A 19,333-nucleotide genomic window follows, 5' to 3' on the forward strand; every position below is an offset into this window, starting at 1 on the left:
GCCCGCTGTCCGCACCGGCCGGTCTCTCAGTCGCGTACGCAGACGAAGATCGCGGTGCCCGGGATCAGGTTGCCGCGCAGCGGGGACCAGCCGCCCCACTCCTGGTCGTTCCAGGCGGGCCACTCCGGCTCGACCAGGTCGGCCAGCCGGAAGCCGCCCGCCACCACGTCCCGCACCCGGTCGCCCAGCGTGCGGTGGTGCTCGACGTACACCGCCTCGCCCCGCTCGTCCTGCTCGACGTACGGGGTGCGGTCGAAGTAGGAGGCGGCCACCGACAGGCCCTCGGGCCCCGGCTCGTCCGGGAACGCCCAGCGGATGGGGTGCGTCACGGAGAAGACCCAGCGGCCGCCGGGCCGCAGCACCCGGTGGACCTCCCGGAAGACCTGGACCGGGTCGGCGACGAAGGGGACCGCGCCGTAGGCGGAGCAGGCCAGGTCGAAGGAGTTGTCCCGGAAGGGCAGCCGCCCGGCGTCCGCCTCGACCAGCGGGACGTCCTCGCCGATGCGCAGGGCGTGCTGGAGCTGGCGGTGGGAGAGGTCAAGGGCGACCGGGCGGGCGCCCCGCGCGGCCAGCCAGCGCGAGCACTGCGCCGCGCCGGCGCCGATCTCCAGGACGTCGAGGTCCTTCAGCGCGGCGGCGGGGCCGAGGAGTCCGGCATCCGCCTCGTCCAGGCCCTCCGGGCCCCAGACGAAGCGGTCGTCACCGAGGAAGGCGCCGTGGTCGCTCTGGTATTCGTCGGCGTTGCGGTCCCACCAGCCGCGGCTGGCCCGGCTGCTCTCCGTCCCGCCCGCGTTCCGGCGTGTCGCCTCGGGTTCGGCGGCGTACATCTCTTGGCTCATCGTGTCCGTCGTTGTAGTTTGCCTTCACCCCGTCGTACGCGGTACGTACCAAGGGGGCCTGTGGAGTGCGGGACCCGTGTGTCCGGACTTCGCCGGGGCCGATCCGGCCTCGGTGAACCCGAGTTGTGCCGGGTATGGGTCGTTCCGCCCGTGGTGTGCGCCTTCGCGCATTGACCCTGCCTTGCTGCCCCCGTATGCTACAAGTTGCGCTGCGAGCCTGCGCGCCTCAGACCTAGCAGGCCGCGCTCGCATCTGTTGTATGTCCCCTCGGTTCACGAGGCGCCTCCCGGACACGGGCTGGGTGCTTCCCAGGCTGTCCGGCTTATGCAGAGGCGATACGGGTTCACGGCGTAGCAGTACCTACGACTCACTGTCCGTACCGGAGCCCTTTCCCACATGACGAGCAGCACCGAGACCACCGCCACCACTCCGCAGGTTGCGGTCAACGACATCGGCGACGCGGACGCGTTCCTCGCGGCGATCGACGAGACGATCAAGTACTTCAACGACGGCGACATCGTTGACGGTGTCATCGTCAAGGTTGACCGGGACGAGGTTCTCCTCGACATCGGTTACAAGACCGAAGGCGTCATCCCGAGCCGCGAGCTCTCGATCAAGCACGACGTCGACCCGAACGAGGTCGTCAAGGTCGGTGACGAGATCGAGGCCCTGGTTCTCCAGAAGGAGGACAAGGAAGGCCGCCTGATCCTCTCGAAGAAGCGCGCTCAGTACGAGCGTGCCTGGGGCACCATCGAGAAGATCAAGGAAGAAGACGGCATCGTCACCGGTACCGTCATCGAGGTCGTCAAGGGTGGTCTCATCCTCGACATCGGCCTCCGCGGCTTCCTGCCGGCGTCGCTCGTCGAGATGCGCCGCGTCCGCGACCTCCAGCCGTACGTGGGCAAGGAGCTCGAAGCCAAGATCATCGAGCTGGACAAGAACCGCAACAACGTGGTCCTGTCCCGCCGTGCCTGGCTCGAGCAGACCCAGTCCGAGGTCCGCCAGACGTTCCTCACGACCCTCCAGAAGGGTCAGGTCCGCTCCGGCGTCGTCTCCTCGATCGTCAACTTCGGTGCCTTCGTGGACCTGGGTGGCGTCGACGGTCTGGTGCACGTCTCCGAGCTGTCCTGGAAGCACATCGACCACCCCTCCGAGGTTGTCGAGGTCGGCCAGGAAGTCACCGTCGAGGTCCTCGACGTCGACATGGACCGCGAGCGCGTGTCCCTGTCGCTCAAGGCGACGCAGGAAGACCCGTGGCAGCAGTTCGCCCGTACGCACCAGATCGGGCAGGTCGTTCCCGGTAAGGTCACCAAGCTCGTTCCGTTCGGTGCGTTCGTGCGCGTCGACGAGGGCATCGAGGGCCTGGTCCACATCTCCGAGCTGGCCGAGCGCCACGTGGAGATCCCGGAGCAGGTCGTCCAGGTCAACGACGAGATCTTCGTCAAGGTCATCGACATCGACCTGGAGCGCCGTCGCATCAGCCTCTCGCTGAAGCAGGCCAACGAGTCCTTCGGTGGCGACCCGGCCTCGGTCGAGTTCGACCCGACCCTGTACGGCATGGCCGCGTCCTACGACGACCAGGGCAACTACATCTACCCCGAGGGCTTCGACCCCGAGACCAACGACTGGCTCGAGGGCTTCGAGGCTCAGCGCGAGATCTGGGAGACCCAGTACGCCGAGGCGCAGCAGCGCTTCGAGCAGCACCAGGCCCAGGTCATCAAGTCCCGCGAGGCCGACGAGGCCGCTGCCGCCGAGGGCGCTGCCGCCCCCGCCGGCAACGCCCCGGCCGCCTCGGGCGGCAGCGGTGGCGGCTCGTACTCCTCGGAGTCGGCGGACAACTCCGGCGCCCTGGCGTCGGACGAGGCCCTTGCCGCTCTGCGCGAGAAGCTGGCGGGCGGCCAGAGCTGAAGCTCTGACCTTCCGGCCGGTCATCGGCTGCGGTCGTAGGTGACCGTGAGGCCCGCTCCCTCCGGGGAGCGGGCCTCACGCGTTTCCGGCTACGGGGTCACCGGGATGTTGGTCAGCCCGTTGCCCCCGGTGACGGTGTTGCTCGCGTAGACCGTCGTGGGGCAACTCGCGCTGTAGTTGGTGACGTTGAACGCGATTCGCTTGTCGCCGCCGGCGCCGCTCAGGTCCGAGGTGTTGTTCTTGAAGACGGTCCCGCAGCCCCAGCCGCTCTGCTGGGTGTGCGTCTCGTAGCCGTTGTTGGTCGTACGGGTGCCGTGGTTGCCCTCGACCAGGACGTCGTTGCCCTTCACGTCGACCCAGGAGTCGTCGTAGTTGGCGCCGGTCAGGCCGCTGCCGTCGAAGGTGTTGCCGATGACGCGGGTCCCGGTGGTGCCCTCCTTGATGTCGACGTTCTCGCCGCCGACGTCCGGCCCGATCGTGTTGTTCACTATGTGCACCCTGTCGCTGTTGTCGGAGAGGTCGCCCGCCGTGCCGACGTAGACGCCCTCACCCATGCCGCGGCCGTTGTGTCCGGTGTCGTAGATCCGCGAGTCCCGGATGACGCCGTCGCTGCTGGACGTACGGAAGTGGACGCCCTCCATGTCGAGGTCGTGCACGGTCACCGATTCGATGACCACGCCGTTCGCGCCGTCGGTCACGATGCCCTTCTGGCCACCGGTGACGGTGACGCCGCGCACCGTCCAGTACGAGGCGCCGTTGAGGTGCAGCCCGTAGCCGCCGCCGGCCGTCAGGACCGCCCCGGCGGAGCCGGTGAGCGTGATGCGCGCGGAGGCGGTCGCGGGGACGAGCGCCTTGAAGTTCCCGGTGTACGTGCCGTCCGCGAGGTGGATCGTGTCGCCGGGGGCGACGGCGGTCAGCGCCGCCTTGAGCTGGGCGGCGGTGCTCACCTCGATGACGGTCGCCGCGCCGGCGCTGCCGGCGCAGCCGAGGACCAGGCCGCCGGTGGCGAGTGCGGTGCTCAGCAGGGCGGGGAGGAGAGTGCGGGTGCGCATGGGGGGCCTTCCCGTGAAGGGGTGCGGATGTTCTGGCACTTGAGACTTCCCCGCGGCGAAGATCGGCAAGTTCCGTCCGGGAAAGGGGTGCGCACGGGAATGCCCGTGATCCGCGGGACGTTCTTCCCCAGGAACACAAGGAGGAGCGGTAACCGTGCCTGATCCGCAGAGTTTGTACGAATGGGAGCCGAAGGGCCTGGCTGTCGTCGACATGGCGCTCGCCCAGGAGTCGGCCGGCCTGGTCATGCTCTACCACTTCGAGGGATACATCGACGCGGGTGAGACGGGTGAGCAGATCGTCGACGGCCTGCTCGAATCGCTGCCGCACCAGGTCGTGGCGCGCTTCGACCACGACCGTCTCGTCGACTACCGCGCACGGCGCCCGCTGCTGACCTTCAAGCGCGACCGCTGGTCGTCGTACGCGACCCCGACCCTGGACGTCCGCGTGGTCCAGGACGCCACCGGGGCGCCGTTCCTGCTGCTGTCCGGGCCGGAACCGGACGTCGAGTGGGAGAGGTTCGCCGCCGCCGTCGAGGAGATCGTGGAGCGGCTCGGTGTCCGCCTCGCGGTCAACTTCCACGGCATCCCGATGGGCGTTCCGCACACCCGCCCCGTCGGCATCACCCCGCACGGCAACCGCACCGACCTGACCCCCGGCCACCGCAGCCCCTTCGAGGAGGCGCAGGTGCCCGGCTCCGCCGAGGCGCTGGTCGAGTTCCGCCTGATGGAGGCCGGACACGACGTGCTGGGCGTCGCCGCCCATGTGCCGCACTACGTGGCCCGCTCCTCCTACCCCGACGCCGCGCTCACCGCGCTGGAGACGATCACGGCCGCGACCGGCCTGGTCCTGCCCACCGTCGCGCACGCCCTGCGCACCGAGGCGCACCGCACCCAGACCGAGATCGACCGCCAGATCGACCAGGGCGACGAGGAGCTGGTCTCGCTGGTCGAGGGCCTTGAGCACCAGTACGACGCGGTCGCGGGCGCCGAGACCCGGGGCAACCTGGTCGCCGAACCGGCGGACCTGCCGTCCGCCGACGAGATCGGCCTCGAATTCGAGAAGTTCCTCGCCGAACGCGAGGGGGACGTCTGAGCCGCGCCGCCGCCCCGCCCCTGGGTCCCCCGGGCGGCGGGCACTAGGCTGCCGCCCATGCTGAAAGTGGGCCTGACCGGTGGCATCGGCGCCGGCAAGAGCGAAGTGTCCCGGCTGCTCGTCGGCCATGGAGCCGTCCTCATCGACGCGGACCGGATCGCCCGCGAGGTGGTCGAGCCCGGCACCCCGGGCCTGGCCGCCGTCGTCGCCGAGTTCGGCTCCGGCATCCTGACTCCGGAAGGCACCCTGGACCGGCCCGCGCTCGGCTCCATCGTCTTCGCCGACCGTGATCGGCTCGCCGCGCTCAACGCGATCGTCCACCCCCTCGTCGGCGCCCGTTCCGCCGAGCTGGAGAAGGCCGCCGGGCCCGGCTCCGTCGTCGTCCACGACGTGCCGCTCCTCACCGAGAACGGCCTCGCCCCCCTCTACGACCTGGTCGTCGTGGTCGACGCCGCCCCGGAGACCCAGCTCGACCGGCTCGTACGGCTGCGCGGCATGACCGAGGCGGACGCCCGCGCCCGTATGGCCGCCCAGGCCACCCGCGAGCAGCGGTGCGCGGTGGCGGATCTGGTCATCGACAACGACGGGCCGGTCGAGGAGCTGGAGGCTCGGGTGCGTACGGTCTGGGCGGAGCTGGAACGGCGGTCCGAGGCCGCCTGACCCCGGGGCCGGAATACCGGCGGGCGGGCCGATGTTCACCCCGGAACGGACGAGTCCCGCGAGGACGACGGAAGGATGCGACCGTGCCCGAGAGGAACCCGGAGACCGACGTCATCGACTTCCGCGCGGCCGAGCAGCTGCTCGCCGCGCGCGACCCCCGGGGCGCCGTGCGGCTGCTGGACTCGGTGATCGCCGCCCACCCCGAGAACACCGCGGCCCGGCTGCTGCGCGCCCGCGCGTTCTTCGCCGCCGCGCAGCTGCGCCCCGCCGAGCTGGAATTCGAGCTGGTGCTGGAGCGGGAGCCGGACAACGCCTTCGCTCACTTCGCCCTCGCCCGCACCTTCGAGCGTTCCGGCCACCCGGAGCGGGCCGTCCGCCACTTCCGGCTGGCCGCCGCGCTCGACCCGAAGCCGGAGTACCTGCGAGCGGCCCGCTTCGACAGCCCTTAGGGCCTGTCCGGCGGATCAGGGCCCGAGCGGCCCGGCTGGCCGCCTCTGCGCAGGCGGTACACCACCACGCACAGGTCCACGAGGATCAGCGCGAGCAGCACCCCGCAGGCGACGGCCCAGCCGGTGCGGCCGTTCACCGCGAAGGCGGTCACGCCGAAGACGGCCCAGGCCAGTCCCCACAGACTGAGCCAGAGCCGCATCCGCAGGGGGCTGCGGGCGGTCGTTGGTTCCTTACCGGTACGCATGGCATCGCCTCACCTACCAGCATGGACCCGTGGCGGCGTATGCGCAGCAAGGGACCGGCCCCCGGCTCGCCGCCGGGGGCCGGCCGGACGGTTCAGGCGGTCAGCATCCTGGCCCGCAGCGTCTCCACGGTCGCCGCGTCGAGCTTCAGCCCCTCGCGTACGTACGTGTCGAAGTCGCCGTAGATGTGGTCCACCTCCGCGAACGCGGCGCGCAGCCAGTCCAGTTCGACGGCCTTCGGGTTGCCGGTGTACTCGTTGCTGGCGAGGAAGTCCGCTTCGACCGTCTCCCGGGGGACCCCGAGCAGGGTCAGCAGGACGGCGGTGCCCCAGCCGGTGCGGTCCTTGCCGGCGCTGCAGTGGAAGACCGTGGCTCCCGAGGTGTTCGTGGTGACGGCCGTGACCAGGTCGTGGAAGGCGTAGTCCGCGCCCACGAAGTTGACCATGAACGGGTAGCCGATGGACTGGCCCAGGTTGGAGGAGCCGGAGAAGAGACCTGCGGCGATGGCCTCGGCCAGGGTCATGAGGGCCGAGTCGTGGAAGCGGATGCCGTGGGCGAGCGAGACGACGTCGGCGACCTGGTAGGTGACGCCCGCGGGCAGCCGGTCGGGGTCGTCGTGGCGCTCCATGGCGTTGCGCAGGTCCACGTCGAGCGTGAGGTTCTGGGAGACCAGCCGCTGCTGGTCGGCGTCGGTGAGACCGCTCAGCTTGTTGGAGCGGTAGACGAGACCGGGGCGGACCCAGTGCCCGTCCGTGGTGCGGTAGCCGCCGATGTCCCGGAAGTTGCGGGCCGACTCCAGGCCGAGCGACCGGTCGGCGACGACCAGGGGGCTCCCGCTGTCCGGGACCAGCCGGAAGTACCAGCGCCCCGCCTCCGGGAGCGTCCCCGGCGCGACGGTCAGCGAGCCGGTGCCCGCCGCCGTGCCGAGCGCGGTGCCGGTGGTGGCGTCGGGCGAGGTCACGGCGGTGACGGTCACCGATCCGGCGGGCGAGGCCCAGGACAGGGCGTAACCCCCGTCGGCGGCGCGCGCGGCGGTGGCGGCGGTGAACGGTACGGCGGACTGCGCGACGGCCGACGCGGCGGCGGGCGGCGCGGCGAACGCGGCCGGCGCCATGGCCGTACCGGTGAGGAGGGCGGCCGCGAGGACGGCTCCGGCTATGCGGTGCGTACGCATGGTGCTCCTTGTCTGGTCCCTGCGGACAGGGGAGGCGTCAGGAGGTCGGTGTGGCGGTGCACGGGGTGGTGCCGCAGACATTGATGACACGGCCGGTGGTCAGGAAGGTGGCCTTCTGCTGACGCGCGGCGGGCGAGTTGCGGGGATCTTCGTGCGGGTCGTGCCCGTAGGCGGGCCCGGTGGGCGGGGTGTTGGTGACGGGCGGCGTGGGCGTGCCGCTGTCCCAGACGGTCATGGCCGAGCCCCGGTAGGGCAGTTGGCCGAGGCCGATACGGCCGATGCCCCAGTACGGGACGGTGTCCGGGCTGCGGCCGGCGGCGAGCGCGGGGGAGAGGAGCCGGGCACCGATGGTCCGGGCCTGGACGTCGGCCGCCGCGTTCGCGACCTGGTGGTCGCCGTACGCGATGTGCATCAGGACCTGGTGGTGGTCGGTGAGGTGGTTCGCGTACGCGTTGGTCTCGCCCCGGTCCCAGACCATCTGGAAAAGCTGGAGGACCAGTTGCTGGCGCAGCTTGTCCGGGTAGGCGGCGTCCAGGACCTGCTGGAACGGGGCGAAGTCGGCGCTGCGGTTGAGGAGCAGCCCGTAGTTCATGCCGGTGACGCCGAGCACTGCGCGCCGGATGTCGGACGAGGCGGCGACGAGGGCCCCGCCGAGGATGCCGCCCTGGCTGTTTCCGTCGTAGGCCAGGCCGTGCCGGATGTCGACGAGCGGGCGTCCGGCGGCGGTGCGGAACGCCGGGTCGGTGGTCAGGCCCTTGGCGTGGATCAGGGCGCGGCCGAGGAACAGGGCGCCCAGCATGCCCTGTTCGCTGCGTTCGGGGACGGCCGGGAAGAGAGTCGGGTCGGCGAGCGCGGCCAGTACGACGGGGATGTCGTCCTTGGCCATGCCGATCCAGTCCGTCGCGCAGAAGGTGAAGTCGTGCTCGGCGGCCATGTCCTTGACGTTGCCGGCGCCCACCTCGTTGCGGGAGCCGAGCAGCCCGTGCCCGTAGAGCGAGGGCCGGGAGGGGGTACGGAAGGCGGCGCGCGGGATCTCGCAGCGGAAGGTGGCGAGCTGGGTGCCGTGCGGGAGCCTGCGCGGGGTGCCGTTCCGGTCGCGGTTCAGCACGGCACCGGGCGGGCCGCCCGGCTCGTCCAGATAGCCGGGGACGGTGATCTGCCCGGTGACCTCGCGGGCGATCCGGGGGTCCTGGTCCGCGGTGAAGTCGGCGACCTCGGTGACCGTGAAGTCGGGCGAGCGGTCACCGAGCCGGCGGAACGCGTCGTCGCGGATGGTGAAGAGGTCGCCGGTGAGATCGCGGGTGGAGGCGACCGTGAAGTCCCAGGCCAGATTGAGCCCCCGGGTGGAGACCCCGGCCCCGCGCAGGGCGGTCAGTGCGGGCCGCAGCCGGTCCTGGCGGGCGCGCAGCGGATCGTGCGCCGGCAGCCGCTTCCCGGCGACGGCGGCGAACGGGGCGGCGGCGGGGATCGTGCGGCCCGCGCCGTCCTTGAGCCGGCGCAGCGCCACGGCGTAGTGGTGGCCGTCGCGGAAGTTGCGGGCCGGGTGGATCAGCAGGGCGCGGCGGGCGGGGTCGGTGGCGTTGGCGTCGAGCTCCGCCCAGTACGGCCACCGCTCACCGGTCGTGGTGTCCAGGAGGACGACCGGGGCGTCCCGGTCCAGGGAGCTGCCGATGCCGGTGAGCGGTGCGGCGCCGGTCCTGGCCAGGTCGAGGCCCGGCACCTGGGCGATCAGGGCGGAGCCGGGGGAGAAGCCGTCGGCCCGGTTCCAGGCGGCCGGGTCTACGGCCGTCCCGGTCGCGGGGCGGGGCAGGACGGAGGGGTCGAAGGCCACCCGGCGGCCCGTGTCGGTGCGCGGGTCCGGCCGGGTGTACCAGTCGTTGGGGAACGGCAGCAGGCACTCGGCGGGTGCCAGCGGGTCGCATCCCCCCGCCCGGGAAGGTCCCGCCGGTGCCGCGTGGGCGGGCGGGGCGAGGAGCGCGGCGGCGCCGAGCGCCGCCGCGAGCAGTCCGTGAAGGAGCCGCTGCCGCACGGGTCAGCTCCCCTGGAGGTGCGCGCCGATGATGCGGGCGTAGGCGGCCTCACCCTGCTTGTTCGGGTGCAGCGGTGCTGCCGCCGCGGTCGGCACGTACCCCTCGACCCACTTGTCCGACGGTGCCTGGCAGGCGTCGTGGCCCTTGCTCGGGGTGGCGACGTCGACGTACTCGGCGCCGTGCGCGGCGCTCTGCTCGGCGATGACCGTGTTCATCCGGTCGACGCTGCCCTGGAGGAAGTCGGCGTCCACCGGGAGCACGGGCTGAAGCGGCCAGCAGCCGCCCGGCTTGATGTAGAGGCCGTAGCCCGTGACGAGCACGCGGGCCTGCGGCGAGCGCTGGTGGATGCCGTCGAGTACGGCTCCGAGGCGCGGCGCGAACTCCGCGATCCGCTGCGCCACCTGGTCGACCCCGCCCTCGGTCAGCTTCTCCTTGCACGGGGTGGCGGTCGGGTCGAGCTGCATGCAGTCCTGCGCGATGCCGACGAGACCGGCGTCGTTGCCGCCGATGGTCAGGGTCACCAGGTCGGTGTCCGTGCGCAGCGCGTCGAACTGGGGCGGGGCCGAACCCATTGGGATGTCGAGCAGCGACAGCGACTGCTTCTCCGTCATGTGCTTGGACTTGGCGCCGCTGCATGTGACGTCGCGCAGCGAGGCGCCGATGCTCGCCGCCAGTTCGTGCGCGTAGTTGTGCGTGGAACGGCCGCAGGCCACCGGCCCTGTGATGTCCGGGATGAGCGGGCCCGAGGCCATGGAGTCGCCGAGCGCCACGTAGGAGATGGGGTCGTCGGCCGCCGCCGCCCAGGCGCCGGACGCGGTGGTGCCGACGGCCAGGCCGGCCAGCGCGACGGCTGCGGCCGCGCCTCTGACGGACCGACAGAATGCCTTGTTTCGGGACGAGTTCACGACGACCTCCGGTGCGGTGCGAGTGGGGGTATGGCGGGTGTCGCCGGTCATCATGCAGACTCGAACGCCGTCGTTTAACTGGTGGGTAACGCAGACTTCGCCGGGGGCTTTTGTGACGCATGACAAAGAGCGGCTCGCCGCGGGAGGCGGACGCACGGGCCGCGGGGCCGCCCGGCAGCGGCCGCTGTCCATCGCGGGACGCCCCGTGGCGGGTCGGCTGCGGGCCGGCGTCCCCGCCCTGACCGCCCGGGTCGTCGCCCGGCTTCTGAGCGATCTGCCGGTCTACGCGGAGCTGCCGCACGAGGAGATCGCGGGCGATATCGCGGACATCGTCCAGCACAACCTGCGCCTCTTCGCGGACGTACTGGAACACCGCAGGGGCGCCACCGACGCCGAACTCGCCCAGCAGCGCGACTCGGCGGCCCAGCGCGCCGAGGAGGGGGTGCCGCTGGACGCCATCCTCGCCGCGTACCAGGTGGGCATCGCGATGTGCTGGGAGGAGACCGCGCGGGACGCCGGGCCCGGGGACCTGCACGCCGTGCTGGAGATCATGGACCGCATCCTGGTCCTCCAGCAGCAGCTGACCTCCGCGGTGAGCGGCGCCTATCTGGAGGCCCGGACGATCCTGGACAGTCAGGAGCACGGCGGGCGGCACGCGCTGATGGCCGCGCTGCTGACCGGTGAGGACCTGGACGGCTTCACCCGGCGCACCGGCCTGCGCCCGGCGGCCCGCTATCTGACGATGACGCTCGCGCTGGCCCCGCACCCGGACGAGGCGTGCGGGCAGGGGGCGGGGGCGGTGATGCCGCAGGGTCCGGGCGCGGGGGTGGCCGCGCGGCGCAAGATACGGCGCATCCGGTCGGCCCTGGACCGGTTCGCCGGTACGCCGGCGCTGACCGCCCTGGACGCGTCCGGCGGTACCGTGCTGCTGCCGGTCGGCGAGCCGCCGGCGTGGAGCGGGCCCGGCGGGCTGTGCGACCTGATCGCCGAGGCGACCCGGGCGGCGGGGGTCCCCGTCACGGCCGCCGCCGAGACCGCGAGGCCGGAGGGGGTGCCGGCGGCGGTGGCCCGCAACGGCGAGATCGTCGACCTCGTCGCCCGGACCGGACGGGCCCCCGGCCTCTACCGGCTGGCCGACGTGCTCCTCGAGTACCAGCTGAGCAGGCCCAGCGAGGCGCTGCGCGGGCTCGCGGGCCTGCTCGACCCGCTGGAGGCCAAACCGGAGCTGCTGCACACCCTGGAGACGTATCTCGGACACGGGCTGGACCGCCGGGCCGCGGCGGCGGCGCTGCACGTGCACCCCAACACCGTCGACTACCGCATCCGCCGCATCGACCGCCTCACCGGCCTCTCCCCGGGCCGCCCGGCCGACCTCCAGCACCTGAGCGCGGCCCTGGTCGCGCGGCGCTCGGTGTGAACGGGGAACGGCCACTCCCTGCCGATCGTTCGGTGGGCATGGGCGGACAACTGGTACGTGAGGGTTATTCGGGGACGGGGCCGGGCGCCATCACCCCGGACGGCTGCGCGGTCGAGCTGTACACGCGGCTGGCGGTGGGCGACGAGCCGGACGTGATCGAGGCGGCGGTTCCCGCCGGGGCGAGCATCCTCGAACTGGGCTGCGGCGCGGGCCGGGTGACGCACCCGCTGATCGAGCGCGGCTTCACGGTCACGGCGGTGGACGAGTCGGCGCAGATGCTGGAGCGGGTGCGCGGGGCGCGGACGGTGCGCAGCCCCATCGAGTCGCTGGATCTCGGGGACGAGACCTTCGACGTGGTGATGCTGGCGTCGTTCCTGGTGCACGCGGGCGAGCACCGGGTGCGCGACGGGCTGCTGCGGACCTGCCGCAGATATGTGCGCGAAGGGGGAGTGGTGCTCATCCAGCGCGAGGGCGCTGACTACCACGAGGTCCCGCGCGAGCGCGTCCACCCCGCCGGCTACACCGTGCGCATCGTCTCATCGGAGCCGGTCGGGGACGGGGTGCGCTCGGTGCGCGCCGAGTACGTGTTCGACGACGCGCGGTGGACGCAGACCTTCCTGTCCCGGGAGCTGCCGCAGGAGGCGTTCGAGGGATACCTGGAGGCGGCCGGGCTGAGGGTGGACCGCTGCCTCACGGACGACGGCATCTGGGTGCGGGCCGTGCCGTTCCAGGTCCGTCCGGCGGTCAGTGGACGGTGCTGAAGCTGCGCCAGGGCTTGGCGCTTGGCGCGTTGACGTCGGAGAACGTGGTCGCCAGATAGGTCGTGCCCGGCCCGGTGCAGTCCGTTGTCGGGTACAGGATGATGTCGATCAGGGTGTCGTTGGAGACCTCTTTGGCGCCCTCGGGGACGAGCCGGTGGCAGCCCTTGACCGAGGGGCTGTTCACCTCGACCACGGCGTCCTGCTCGGTCGTGTAGATGACCGGTCCGACCGCGGTCCGGCCGAGGCCCGAACAGCCCGCGACGGTCAGGGTCAGGAGCACGGCCTGGACGGCGGTGCCGAGCCGGCGGCGTCGGCGTTCGATCACGGGCATGGGCGGGTCCTCGTCTGTCTCGTCACCACGCACACCCGTGGTGCACGTGCCGGTGCTGGTCAGCCTGCCCGCTTCCCCGGGCCCCGGCATCCGGGACGCGGCCGGGTGGGGGAGAAGGGCGTGCGGGGGCGTACGGGGAGACGTTCGCCCCACGGCTCAACCGGGCATACCGTGGTATTAGCACCCAATGGTGTGTGAGTGGTACGAGCAGTGAGTGCGGTATTTCCGGCCGGCAGGGGGCCGTCATGGTTCAGGACCTCTTGATCGCGTTGATCGCGGTGGTGGCGGCGGGCGTCGTGTACATGATGGCCGCCGCCCGGATCATCAAACAGTACGAGCGGGGTGTGGTCCTCAGACTGGGGCGGCTCCGCGACGACGTGCGCGGACCAGGTTTCACTATGGTGCTGCCGGTCGTCGACCGGCTGCGCAAGGTCAACATGCAGATCGTGACCATGCCCGTCCCGTCGCAGGACGGGATCACCCGGGACAACGTCACGGTCCGGGTGGACGCCGTCATCTACTTCAAGGTGGTCGACGCGGCGAGCGCGGTCGTCCGGGTGGAGGACTACCGCTTCGCGGTCTCGCAGATGGCGCAGACGTCGCTCCGTTCCATCATCGGTAAGAGCGACCTGGACGACCTCCTCTCCAACCGGGAGAAGCTGAACGAGGGCCTCGAAATCATGATCGACAGCCCGGCGGTGGGCTGGGGCGTCCAGATCGACCGGGTCGAGATCAAGGACGTCTCGCTGCCGGAGACGATGAAGCGGTCCATGGCCCGGCAGGCCGAGGCGGACCGTGAGCGGCGGGCCCGGGTCATCAACGCGGACGCGGAGCTCCAGGCGTCCAAGAAGCTGGCCGAGGCGGCGTCGCAGATGTCCGCCCAGCCCGCGGCGCTCCAGCTGCGACTGCTCCAGACCATGGTGGCCGTCGCGGCGGAGAAGAACTCGACGCTGGTGCTGCCGTTCCCGGTGGAGCTGCTGCGCTTCCTGGAACGGGCCCAGCTGGGGCAGGCACCGGACCGGGGCACACCGCAGGTGGCACCGGGGACCGGCCAGGAGCCCGGATCGCCCGCACCAGCCGGGCAGGAGCCCGGATCGCCTGCATCGGCCGACCAGGAGACTGCATCGGCCGACCAGGAGCCCGCATCGGCCGACCAGGAGCCCCGATCGCCTGAGCAGCCGCCCGCGCCCGGCCCCGACGCGGAGGGGTCCGACGACCTGGGCGCGTCGCGCCACTTCGCCCGGCACTGACCGGTACCGGAGCCCGACACCGGAGCCCGGCACCGGCCGGGCGTCCGGTCCGAAGGACCGGCCCCGCGCCCGCGCGGCGCGGAGGGCGTGAGGAGGTTCCCGGGCAGGCGGACCGGGCCCGCGCCCGTGCCCGCGCGGCGCCTTCCCCGGCCGCCGCCCGACCCCGTACGAGCTGCGGGAACGGCGGCGGCCGGTCCGTTGTCGTACCCCCCGCCTAGACTCGCGAGTCAGAGGATCCGATTCCGGGGATTCCCGTGCTGACCTGGCACGGAGCGCGAGGACGCGGCACCCGGGCCGCCATGACGGGAGGGGAGGGGCCGGTGACCACCGCAGCACCGCCGCAGGACGCGGACGAGAACCGCCTGCTGCGCTGCGCCGCCGTCTTCCTGCCCGGTACGCCGCCCCGCCAGGGGCGCGTCGCGTTCTGGGACCCGGGCCACACCCCGCTGCCCATCGCGACGGACGGCGGCGCCCGCGGCGAGGAGATCACGGTGGTGCGGCCGTACGGCGACGAGGGCGAGGTCCGCCGGCACACCGTGCCCGCCCTCCTGCTCCCCGTCGTCGAGGCCCTGCCCCTGCTGGCCCGCGCCCGTCACCTGCGCTCCGCCCACCCCGCGACCCGGTGCTGGGGGGCCGCCGCCCTGCACGCGCTGCACCTGGTGGCGGGCGGCCGGATGCTCCCCGGGCTGACGGCCGACGACCACGACGCCTGGCGGGCCGGCCCGCGTGACGCCGGGGACGTCGCCCATCTGCGGGCGGTGGCCGCCGCCCTGCCGTGGGAGGGGCACGCCGTCCCGCTGCCCGACCGGACCCCGCTCCACCTCCCCGACCCCGAGGCGCTCATCGGTTCCTTCCTCGACGCGGTCGCCGACACGCTGCCCCGGACCCCCGCCGCCGCGTTCGCCATGGGCGCGCCCTTCGCCGCGCCCGAGCCCCAGCACCTGCCCGGCGCGCGGGAGTGGGCCGTGGAGGTCGCCTCGGGACTGGACGCCGGGGTGAGGGTGTCGCTGCGCCTGGACCTCTCCGCGTACGAACTCTTCGACACGACCGGCCCCGCCGGCGAGGAACGCGACCCCGAGGCCACCGCGCCCGACGCCGCCGCTCCCTCCGCCGCCCGCCACGCCGCGGCCGCCGTGACCCAGGTCCACAGCCTCGCCGACCCCACCCACGTGGTCGACGCCGCCGCGCTGTGGGCGGGCGAGGCGGGCGAGCCCTTCGGCCCCCGGGCCCGGGTCGACACCGCGCTGGCCCTGCGCCGCGCCGCCCGCGTCTGGGCCCCGCTCGAACGGCTGCTGGACCAGCCGGTGCCCGATGTGCTGGCCCTCGGCGAGGACGAACTGTACGAGCTGCTGGGCGACGCCGGGGCCAGGCTGTCGGCCGCCGGGGTGAGCGTGCACTGGCCCCGGGAGCTGGCCCGCTCCCTCACCGCGTCGGCCGTGGTCAGGCCCGCGCCCGGGACCGCCACCGATGGCACCTCGTTCTTCGACGCCGAACAGCTCTTCGCCTTCAACTGGCAGCTCTCCCTGGGCGACGAGCAGCTCACCGAGGCCGAGATGGACGTGCTCGCCGAGGCACACCGGCCCGTGGTGCGGCTGCGCGACCAGTGGGTCGTGGTCGATCCCGCGCTCGTCCGCAAGGCGCGCAAGCGGGAGCTGGGCCTGCTCGACCCCGTGGACGCCCTGGCCGTCGCCCTGACCGGCAGCGCGGAGGTGGACGGCGAGCAGGTCGAGGCGGTGCCGCTCGGCGCGCTGGCGCAGCTGCGTACGCGCATCCTCACCGATGACGCCGCCCTCGCCCCGCCGCCAGGACTCCACGCGACGCTCCGCGACTACCAGCTGCGCGGGCTCGCCTGGCTGGACCGGATGACCTCGCTCGGCCTCGGCGGCTGCCTCGCCGACGACATGGGCCTCGGCAAGACGATCACCCTGATCGCCCTCCACCTGCACCGTGCCCACCCCGCGCCCACGCTGGTGATCTGCCCCGCCTCCCTCCTGGGCAACTGGCACCGCGAGATCAACCGCTTCGCACCCGGGGTGCCCGTGCGCCGGTTCCACGGCACCGGCCGCACCCTCGCCGGAGCCGACGGCGGCTTCGTCCTCACCACGTACGGCACGATGCGCTCCAGCGCGGCCGAACTGGCCGCCCACGGCTGGGGGCTCGTCGTCGCCGACGAGGCGCAGCACGTGAAGAACCCCCACTCCTCCACCGCGAAGGCCCTGCGCACCATCCCGTCCCCCGCACGGGTCGCCCTGACCGGCACGCCCGTGGAGAACAACCTCTCCGAGCTCTGGGCGCTGCTCGACTGGACGACGCCCGGACTGCTCGGCCCCCTCAAGGCGTTCCGGGCCCGCCATGCCCGGATCGTGGAGAACACCGGCACGGCGGCGGGCCTCGGCAACGACGAGGCGGTGGAGCGGCTCTCCCGGCTGGTGCGGCCCTTCCTGCTGCGCCGCAAGAAGTCCGACCCCGGCATCGCGCCCGAGCTGCCGCCCAAGACGGAGACCGACCACCCCGTCTTCCTCACCCGCGAGCAGGTCACGCTCTACGAGGCCACCGTGCGCGAGACCATGGCGTACATCGAGGCGTCGGAGGGCATCGCCAGACGCGGCCTGATCATGAAGCTGCTCGCCTCCCTCAAGCAGATCTGCAACCACCCCGCGCAGTATCTGAAGGAGGACGCGGCCCGCCTCACCGGCCGCTCGGGCAAGCTCGCCCTGCTCGACGAACTCCTCGACACGATCCTCGCCGAGGACGGCTCGGTCCTCGTCTTCACCCAGTACGTGACGATGGCCCGGCTGCTCTCGGCGCACCTGGCCGCGCGCGCGATCCCCTCCCAGCTGCTGCACGGCGGCACCCCGGTGCCCGAGCGGGAGCGGATGGTGGACCGTTTCCAGTCCGGCGAGGTGCCGGTCTTCCTGCTCTCCCTGAAGGCGGCGGGCACCGGCCTCAATCTGACCCGGGCCGCGCATGTCATCCACTACGACCGCTGGTGGAATCCGGCGGTCGAGGAACAGGCCACGGACCGCGCCTACCGCATCGGCCAGACCCAGCCCGTCCAAGTGCACCGGCTGATCGCCGAGGGCACGGTGGAGGACCGCATCGGCGAGATGCTCCTCGCCAAGCGTGCCCTGGCCGACGCCGTCCTCGGTACCGGCGAGAGCGCGCTGACCGAGCTCAGCGACCGCGACCTGGCCGACCTCGTCTCCCTCCGGAGGCCGTCATGAGCCCCGCACCGGGCGCCGCCCGCCCCGACTCCGGGCCGCTCGCCGCCCGCCGCGACGCACGGCCCGCCGCCCGCTCCCGCCCCGGACCCGACGACCTGCGGCGTACCTTCGAGGCCGTGCCCGCGCGCACCTCCGGCGAGGACGGGCCGTTCGCGGAGAGCTGGTGGGGCCGCGCCTGGGTGGCGGCCCTGGAGTCCCTGTCGATGGACGCGCCGAGGCTCGCCCGGGGCCGGGCGTACGCGGACGGCGGGCACGTCGCCGCGATCACCGTCACGCCGGGGCACGTCGTCGCCTATGTGCACGGCAGCCGCCCCCGCCCCTACCGCGCCGAACTGCGGCCGCGCACCTTCGCCGACGCCGACTGGGACACCCTGCTCGACGCGGTCGCCGCCCGCCCCGGCCACCTCGCCGCGCTGCTCGCCAAGGAGGTGCCGCACTCCCTGGCCGAGACCGCCACCACGGCCGGGATCACCCTGCTGCCCGCCCCCGGCGACCTCGATCCCGCCTGCACCTGCCCCGACCGGGGTCGGCCCTGCAAGCACGTGGCGGCCCTCTGCTACCAGATGGCCCTCCTCCTGGACACCGACCCGTTCGTCCTGCTCCTGCTGCGCGGCCGGGGCGAGCGGGCCCTCCTGGAAGAGCTGGGCCGGCGCAACGCCGCGCACTCCGCCCGGGAGCGGCCCGCCGCCCCCGACACCCCGTCCGTACCGGCGAAGGAGGCACTCGCCGGCCGCTTCCTGCCGCCGCTGCCCGCACCCTTCCCGGTGGAGCCGCACCCCGGCCGCCCGCCCGCCTGTCCGGCGCTCCCCGGCGCCCGGGACCCGCTCGCCCTCGACCAGCTCGCCACCGACGCGGCGGCCCGCGCCCACGCGCTGCTCACCACCGGCCGCGACCCGCTCGCCGGACTCACCGCCTGGCAGGACGCCGTCCGGCTGGCAGCGGCAGGCCCCACCGCCGGGCTCACCGCCACCACCCGCGCCCTCTACCGGGAGCTGGCCTCCGCCACGGGCCGCAACACCACGGACCTGGCTCGTGCCGTGGCCGCCTGGCGCCAGGGCGAGGCCGAGGGACTGGCGGTCCTGGAAACGCCGTGGGACCCCCCGGCGGGCCCCTTCGACCGCGCCCGCCCCGCCCTCGCCGCCGCCGGCTTCCCCCGCTTCCAGCCCTGGCGCAACCACCTCACCCACCCGGGCCACGCCTTCCAGCTCCGCTTCGGCCGCGACGGCCGCTGGTACGGCTACGAGTCCGACCCCGGCGAGGACGACTGGTGGCCCCGCGCCGCCCCGGGCCGCGACCCGGTGAGCACGCTCCTGGAGCTGACCGGCGGTTGAAGGGCTCCCGCACCACGCCCGCCGGTTCAGGCCGTGCGCGGGGCGGGCAGCACCGCGTCGACGACGGCGGCGGCGAAGCCGGGCGGAACCGGCTCGTTCCGGAGCAGCGCCCGCACCCAGACGGCTCCGGCGATCAGGTCGAGCAGCAGCATCGGGTCGGTGCCCGGGGGCAGTTCACCGCGGGCGAAGGCCCGGGTGAACACGGGCTGCTCACGGGAGAACCGGTCGGCGAAGAAGTCCCTGGCCAGGGAGGCGAGACCGTCGTCCGGCAGACCGGGACCCGAGGCCACGGCCCGCACGATCGCCCGGCTTCGTACGCCCGTGACCAGGTCGATCACCTGGTCCGCCAGGGCGATCAGGTCCCCGCGCAGGGAGCCGGTGTCGGGGATCTCGATGTCCAGGACCCGGGCCCGGAGCAGGGCCGCGTGCAGCAGCGCCGCCTTGGACGGCCACCAGCGGTAGATCGTCGTCTTGTTGACCCCGGCCGCCAGGGCGACCGCCTCGATGGTGAGCCCGTCGTATCCGCGTTCGGCGAGCAGACGCAGCGTGGCGTCGAAGATCGCCTCGGCGGCGCGGGGGCCCTTGCCGGAGCGGGGGTGCGGGGGCGGGACTGACATGGCGGCTCCAGAGAAATGCAACGCAACGTTGCGTTGCATTATATGCTGC

The 19,333-nt window shown here is 73.0% G+C and carries 17 protein-coding genes; 9 read left to right on the forward strand and 8 right to left on the reverse strand.

Annotated features, from left to right (window positions below):
- Positions 1-26: 26 nt before the first annotated feature.
- Positions 27-839 (reverse strand): class I SAM-dependent methyltransferase, encoded by an 813-nt coding sequence (locus B082_RS0130730; RefSeq protein WP_026250358.1) that lies wholly within the window; start codon positions 837-839, stop codon positions 27-29.
- A gap of 396 nt (positions 840-1,235) precedes the next feature.
- Between B082_RS0130730 and rpsA the strand changes: the two genes are divergently transcribed.
- A complete protein-coding gene (rpsA, locus tag B082_RS0130735; protein ID WP_018555634.1) occupies positions 1,236-2,747 on the forward strand; it encodes a 30S ribosomal protein S1 in 1,512 nt (503 codons plus the stop codon).
- Between the two features lie 89 nt (positions 2,748-2,836).
- On the opposite strand, the gene B082_RS0130740 is transcribed toward rpsA, so the two are convergent.
- On the reverse strand, positions 2,837-3,799 hold the full coding sequence (locus B082_RS0130740) for a right-handed parallel beta-helix repeat-containing protein (protein ID WP_018555635.1): 963 nt from the start codon (positions 3,797-3,799) through the stop codon (positions 2,837-2,839).
- A gap of 154 nt (positions 3,800-3,953) precedes the next feature.
- On the opposite strand from B082_RS0130740, the gene B082_RS0130745 reads away from it, so the two are divergent.
- From B082_RS0130745 to B082_RS0130755, 3 genes are all read left to right on the forward strand, one after another.
- Positions 3,954-4,892 carry a PAC2 family protein gene (locus tag B082_RS0130745; RefSeq protein ID WP_199783874.1) on the forward strand — a complete coding sequence of 313 codons (939 nt, stop codon included), beginning with the start codon at positions 3,954-3,956 and terminating at the stop codon, positions 4,890-4,892.
- Between the two features lie 57 nt (positions 4,893-4,949).
- Positions 4,950-5,552: a dephospho-CoA kinase gene (coaE, locus tag B082_RS0130750; RefSeq protein WP_026250359.1), complete on the forward strand. Its 603-nt coding sequence runs from the start codon at positions 4,950-4,952 to the stop codon at positions 5,550-5,552.
- Between the two features lie 83 nt (positions 5,553-5,635).
- Complete coding sequence (locus B082_RS0130755; RefSeq protein WP_018555638.1) at positions 5,636-6,001, forward strand: tetratricopeptide repeat protein; 366 nt, start codon at positions 5,636-5,638, stop codon at positions 5,999-6,001.
- Here the strand turns inward: B082_RS0130755 and B082_RS0130760 are convergent.
- From B082_RS0130760 to B082_RS0130775, 4 genes are all read right to left on the reverse strand, one after another.
- Positions 5,998-6,246, reverse strand: a complete 249-nt coding sequence (locus B082_RS0130760; RefSeq protein WP_026250360.1) for a DUF6343 family protein — start codon at positions 6,244-6,246, stop codon at positions 5,998-6,000. The two genes, B082_RS0130755 and B082_RS0130760, sit on opposite strands and share 4 nt — an antisense overlap.
- A 92-nt stretch (positions 6,247-6,338) precedes the next feature.
- A complete protein-coding gene (locus tag B082_RS0130765; protein WP_018555640.1) occupies positions 6,339-7,418 on the reverse strand; it encodes a tyrosine-protein phosphatase in 1,080 nt (359 codons plus the stop codon).
- A 37-nt stretch (positions 7,419-7,455) separates the two neighbouring features.
- Positions 7,456-9,447: a hypothetical protein gene (locus B082_RS0130770; protein ID WP_018555641.1), complete on the reverse strand. Its 1,992-nt coding sequence runs from the start codon at positions 9,445-9,447 to the stop codon at positions 7,456-7,458.
- Between the two features lie 3 nt (positions 9,448-9,450).
- Complete coding sequence (locus B082_RS0130775) at positions 9,451-10,353, reverse strand: SGNH/GDSL hydrolase family protein (protein ID WP_026250361.1); 903 nt, start codon at positions 10,351-10,353, stop codon at positions 9,451-9,453.
- Between the two features lie 184 nt (positions 10,354-10,537).
- Between B082_RS0130775 and B082_RS0130780 the strand changes: the two genes are divergently transcribed.
- Positions 10,538-11,770 carry a PucR family transcriptional regulator gene (locus tag B082_RS0130780; RefSeq protein WP_026250362.1) on the forward strand — a complete coding sequence of 411 codons (1,233 nt, stop codon included), beginning with the start codon at positions 10,538-10,540 and terminating at the stop codon, positions 11,768-11,770.
- 38 nt (positions 11,771-11,808) lie between these two features.
- Positions 11,809-12,531: a class I SAM-dependent methyltransferase gene (locus B082_RS0130785; RefSeq protein ID WP_018555644.1), complete on the forward strand. Its 723-nt coding sequence runs from the start codon at positions 11,809-11,811 to the stop codon at positions 12,529-12,531.
- On the opposite strand, the gene B082_RS0130790 is transcribed toward B082_RS0130785, so the two are convergent.
- The gene (locus B082_RS0130790) at positions 12,515-12,862 is read right to left on the reverse strand and encodes a hypothetical protein (protein ID WP_018555645.1); all 348 of its coding nucleotides are present in this window, start codon (positions 12,860-12,862) and stop codon (positions 12,515-12,517) included. The two genes, B082_RS0130785 and B082_RS0130790, sit on opposite strands and share 17 nt — an antisense overlap.
- 245 nt (positions 12,863-13,107) lie before the next feature.
- Here B082_RS0130790 and B082_RS37045 point away from each other — a divergent pair, with 245 nt between their 5' ends.
- The 3 genes from B082_RS37045 to B082_RS0130805 all read left to right on the forward strand — a co-directional run bounded on the left by B082_RS37045 (position 13,108) and on the right by B082_RS0130805 (position 18,667).
- Positions 13,108-14,112, forward strand: a complete 1,005-nt coding sequence (locus B082_RS37045; RefSeq protein WP_018555646.1) for a slipin family protein — start codon at positions 13,108-13,110, stop codon at positions 14,110-14,112.
- A gap of 299 nt (positions 14,113-14,411) precedes the next feature.
- A complete protein-coding gene (locus B082_RS0130800; RefSeq protein WP_202454117.1) occupies positions 14,412-17,336 on the forward strand; it encodes a DEAD/DEAH box helicase in 2,925 nt (974 codons plus the stop codon).
- Positions 17,333-18,667 carry an SWIM zinc finger family protein gene (locus tag B082_RS0130805; protein WP_018555648.1) on the forward strand — a complete coding sequence of 445 codons (1,335 nt, stop codon included), beginning with the start codon at positions 17,333-17,335 and terminating at the stop codon, positions 18,665-18,667. The genes B082_RS0130800 and B082_RS0130805 overlap by 4 nt, the downstream gene beginning before the upstream one ends.
- 26 nt (positions 18,668-18,693) lie before the next feature.
- On the opposite strand, the gene B082_RS0130810 is transcribed toward B082_RS0130805, so the two are convergent.
- Positions 18,694-19,284 (reverse strand): TetR/AcrR family transcriptional regulator, encoded by a 591-nt coding sequence (locus tag B082_RS0130810; RefSeq protein ID WP_018555649.1) that lies wholly within the window; start codon positions 19,282-19,284, stop codon positions 18,694-18,696.
- Positions 19,285-19,333: the final 49 nt, after the last annotated feature.

Source organism: Streptomyces sp. ATexAB-D23 (assembly GCF_000373645.1).
GTDB lineage: Bacteria > Actinomycetota > Actinomycetes > Streptomycetales > Streptomycetaceae > Streptomyces > Streptomyces castrisilvae.

Coding starts and splice junctions, on each gene's coding strand:
- B082_RS0130765 (WP_018555640.1), bottom strand. CDS start 7,418: ATGCGTACGCACCGCATAGCCGGAGCCGTCCTCGCGGCCGCCCTCCTC.
- B082_RS0130730 (WP_026250358.1), bottom strand. CDS start 839: ATGAGCCAAGAGATGTACGCCGCCGAACCCGAGGCGACACGCCGGAAC.
- rpsA (WP_018555634.1), top strand. CDS start 1,236: ATGACGAGCAGCACCGAGACCACCGCCACCACTCCGCAGGTTGCGGTC.
- B082_RS0130760 (WP_026250360.1), bottom strand. CDS start 6,246: ATGCGTACCGGTAAGGAACCAACGACCGCCCGCAGCCCCCTGCGGATG.
- B082_RS0130785 (WP_018555644.1), top strand. CDS start 11,809: ATGGGCGGACAACTGGTACGTGAGGGTTATTCGGGGACGGGGCCGGGC.
- coaE (WP_026250359.1), top strand. CDS start 4,950: ATGCTGAAAGTGGGCCTGACCGGTGGCATCGGCGCCGGCAAGAGCGAA.
- B082_RS0130800 (WP_202454117.1), top strand. CDS start 14,412: ATGACGGGAGGGGAGGGGCCGGTGACCACCGCAGCACCGCCGCAGGAC.
- B082_RS0130790 (WP_018555645.1), bottom strand. CDS start 12,862: ATGCCCGTGATCGAACGCCGACGCCGCCGGCTCGGCACCGCCGTCCAG.
- B082_RS0130805 (WP_018555648.1), top strand. CDS start 17,333: ATGAGCCCCGCACCGGGCGCCGCCCGCCCCGACTCCGGGCCGCTCGCC.
- B082_RS37045 (WP_018555646.1), top strand. CDS start 13,108: ATGGTTCAGGACCTCTTGATCGCGTTGATCGCGGTGGTGGCGGCGGGC.
- B082_RS0130740 (WP_018555635.1), bottom strand. CDS start 3,799: ATGCGCACCCGCACTCTCCTCCCCGCCCTGCTGAGCACCGCACTCGCC.
- B082_RS0130810 (WP_018555649.1), bottom strand. CDS start 19,284: ATGTCAGTCCCGCCCCCGCACCCCCGCTCCGGCAAGGGCCCCCGCGCC.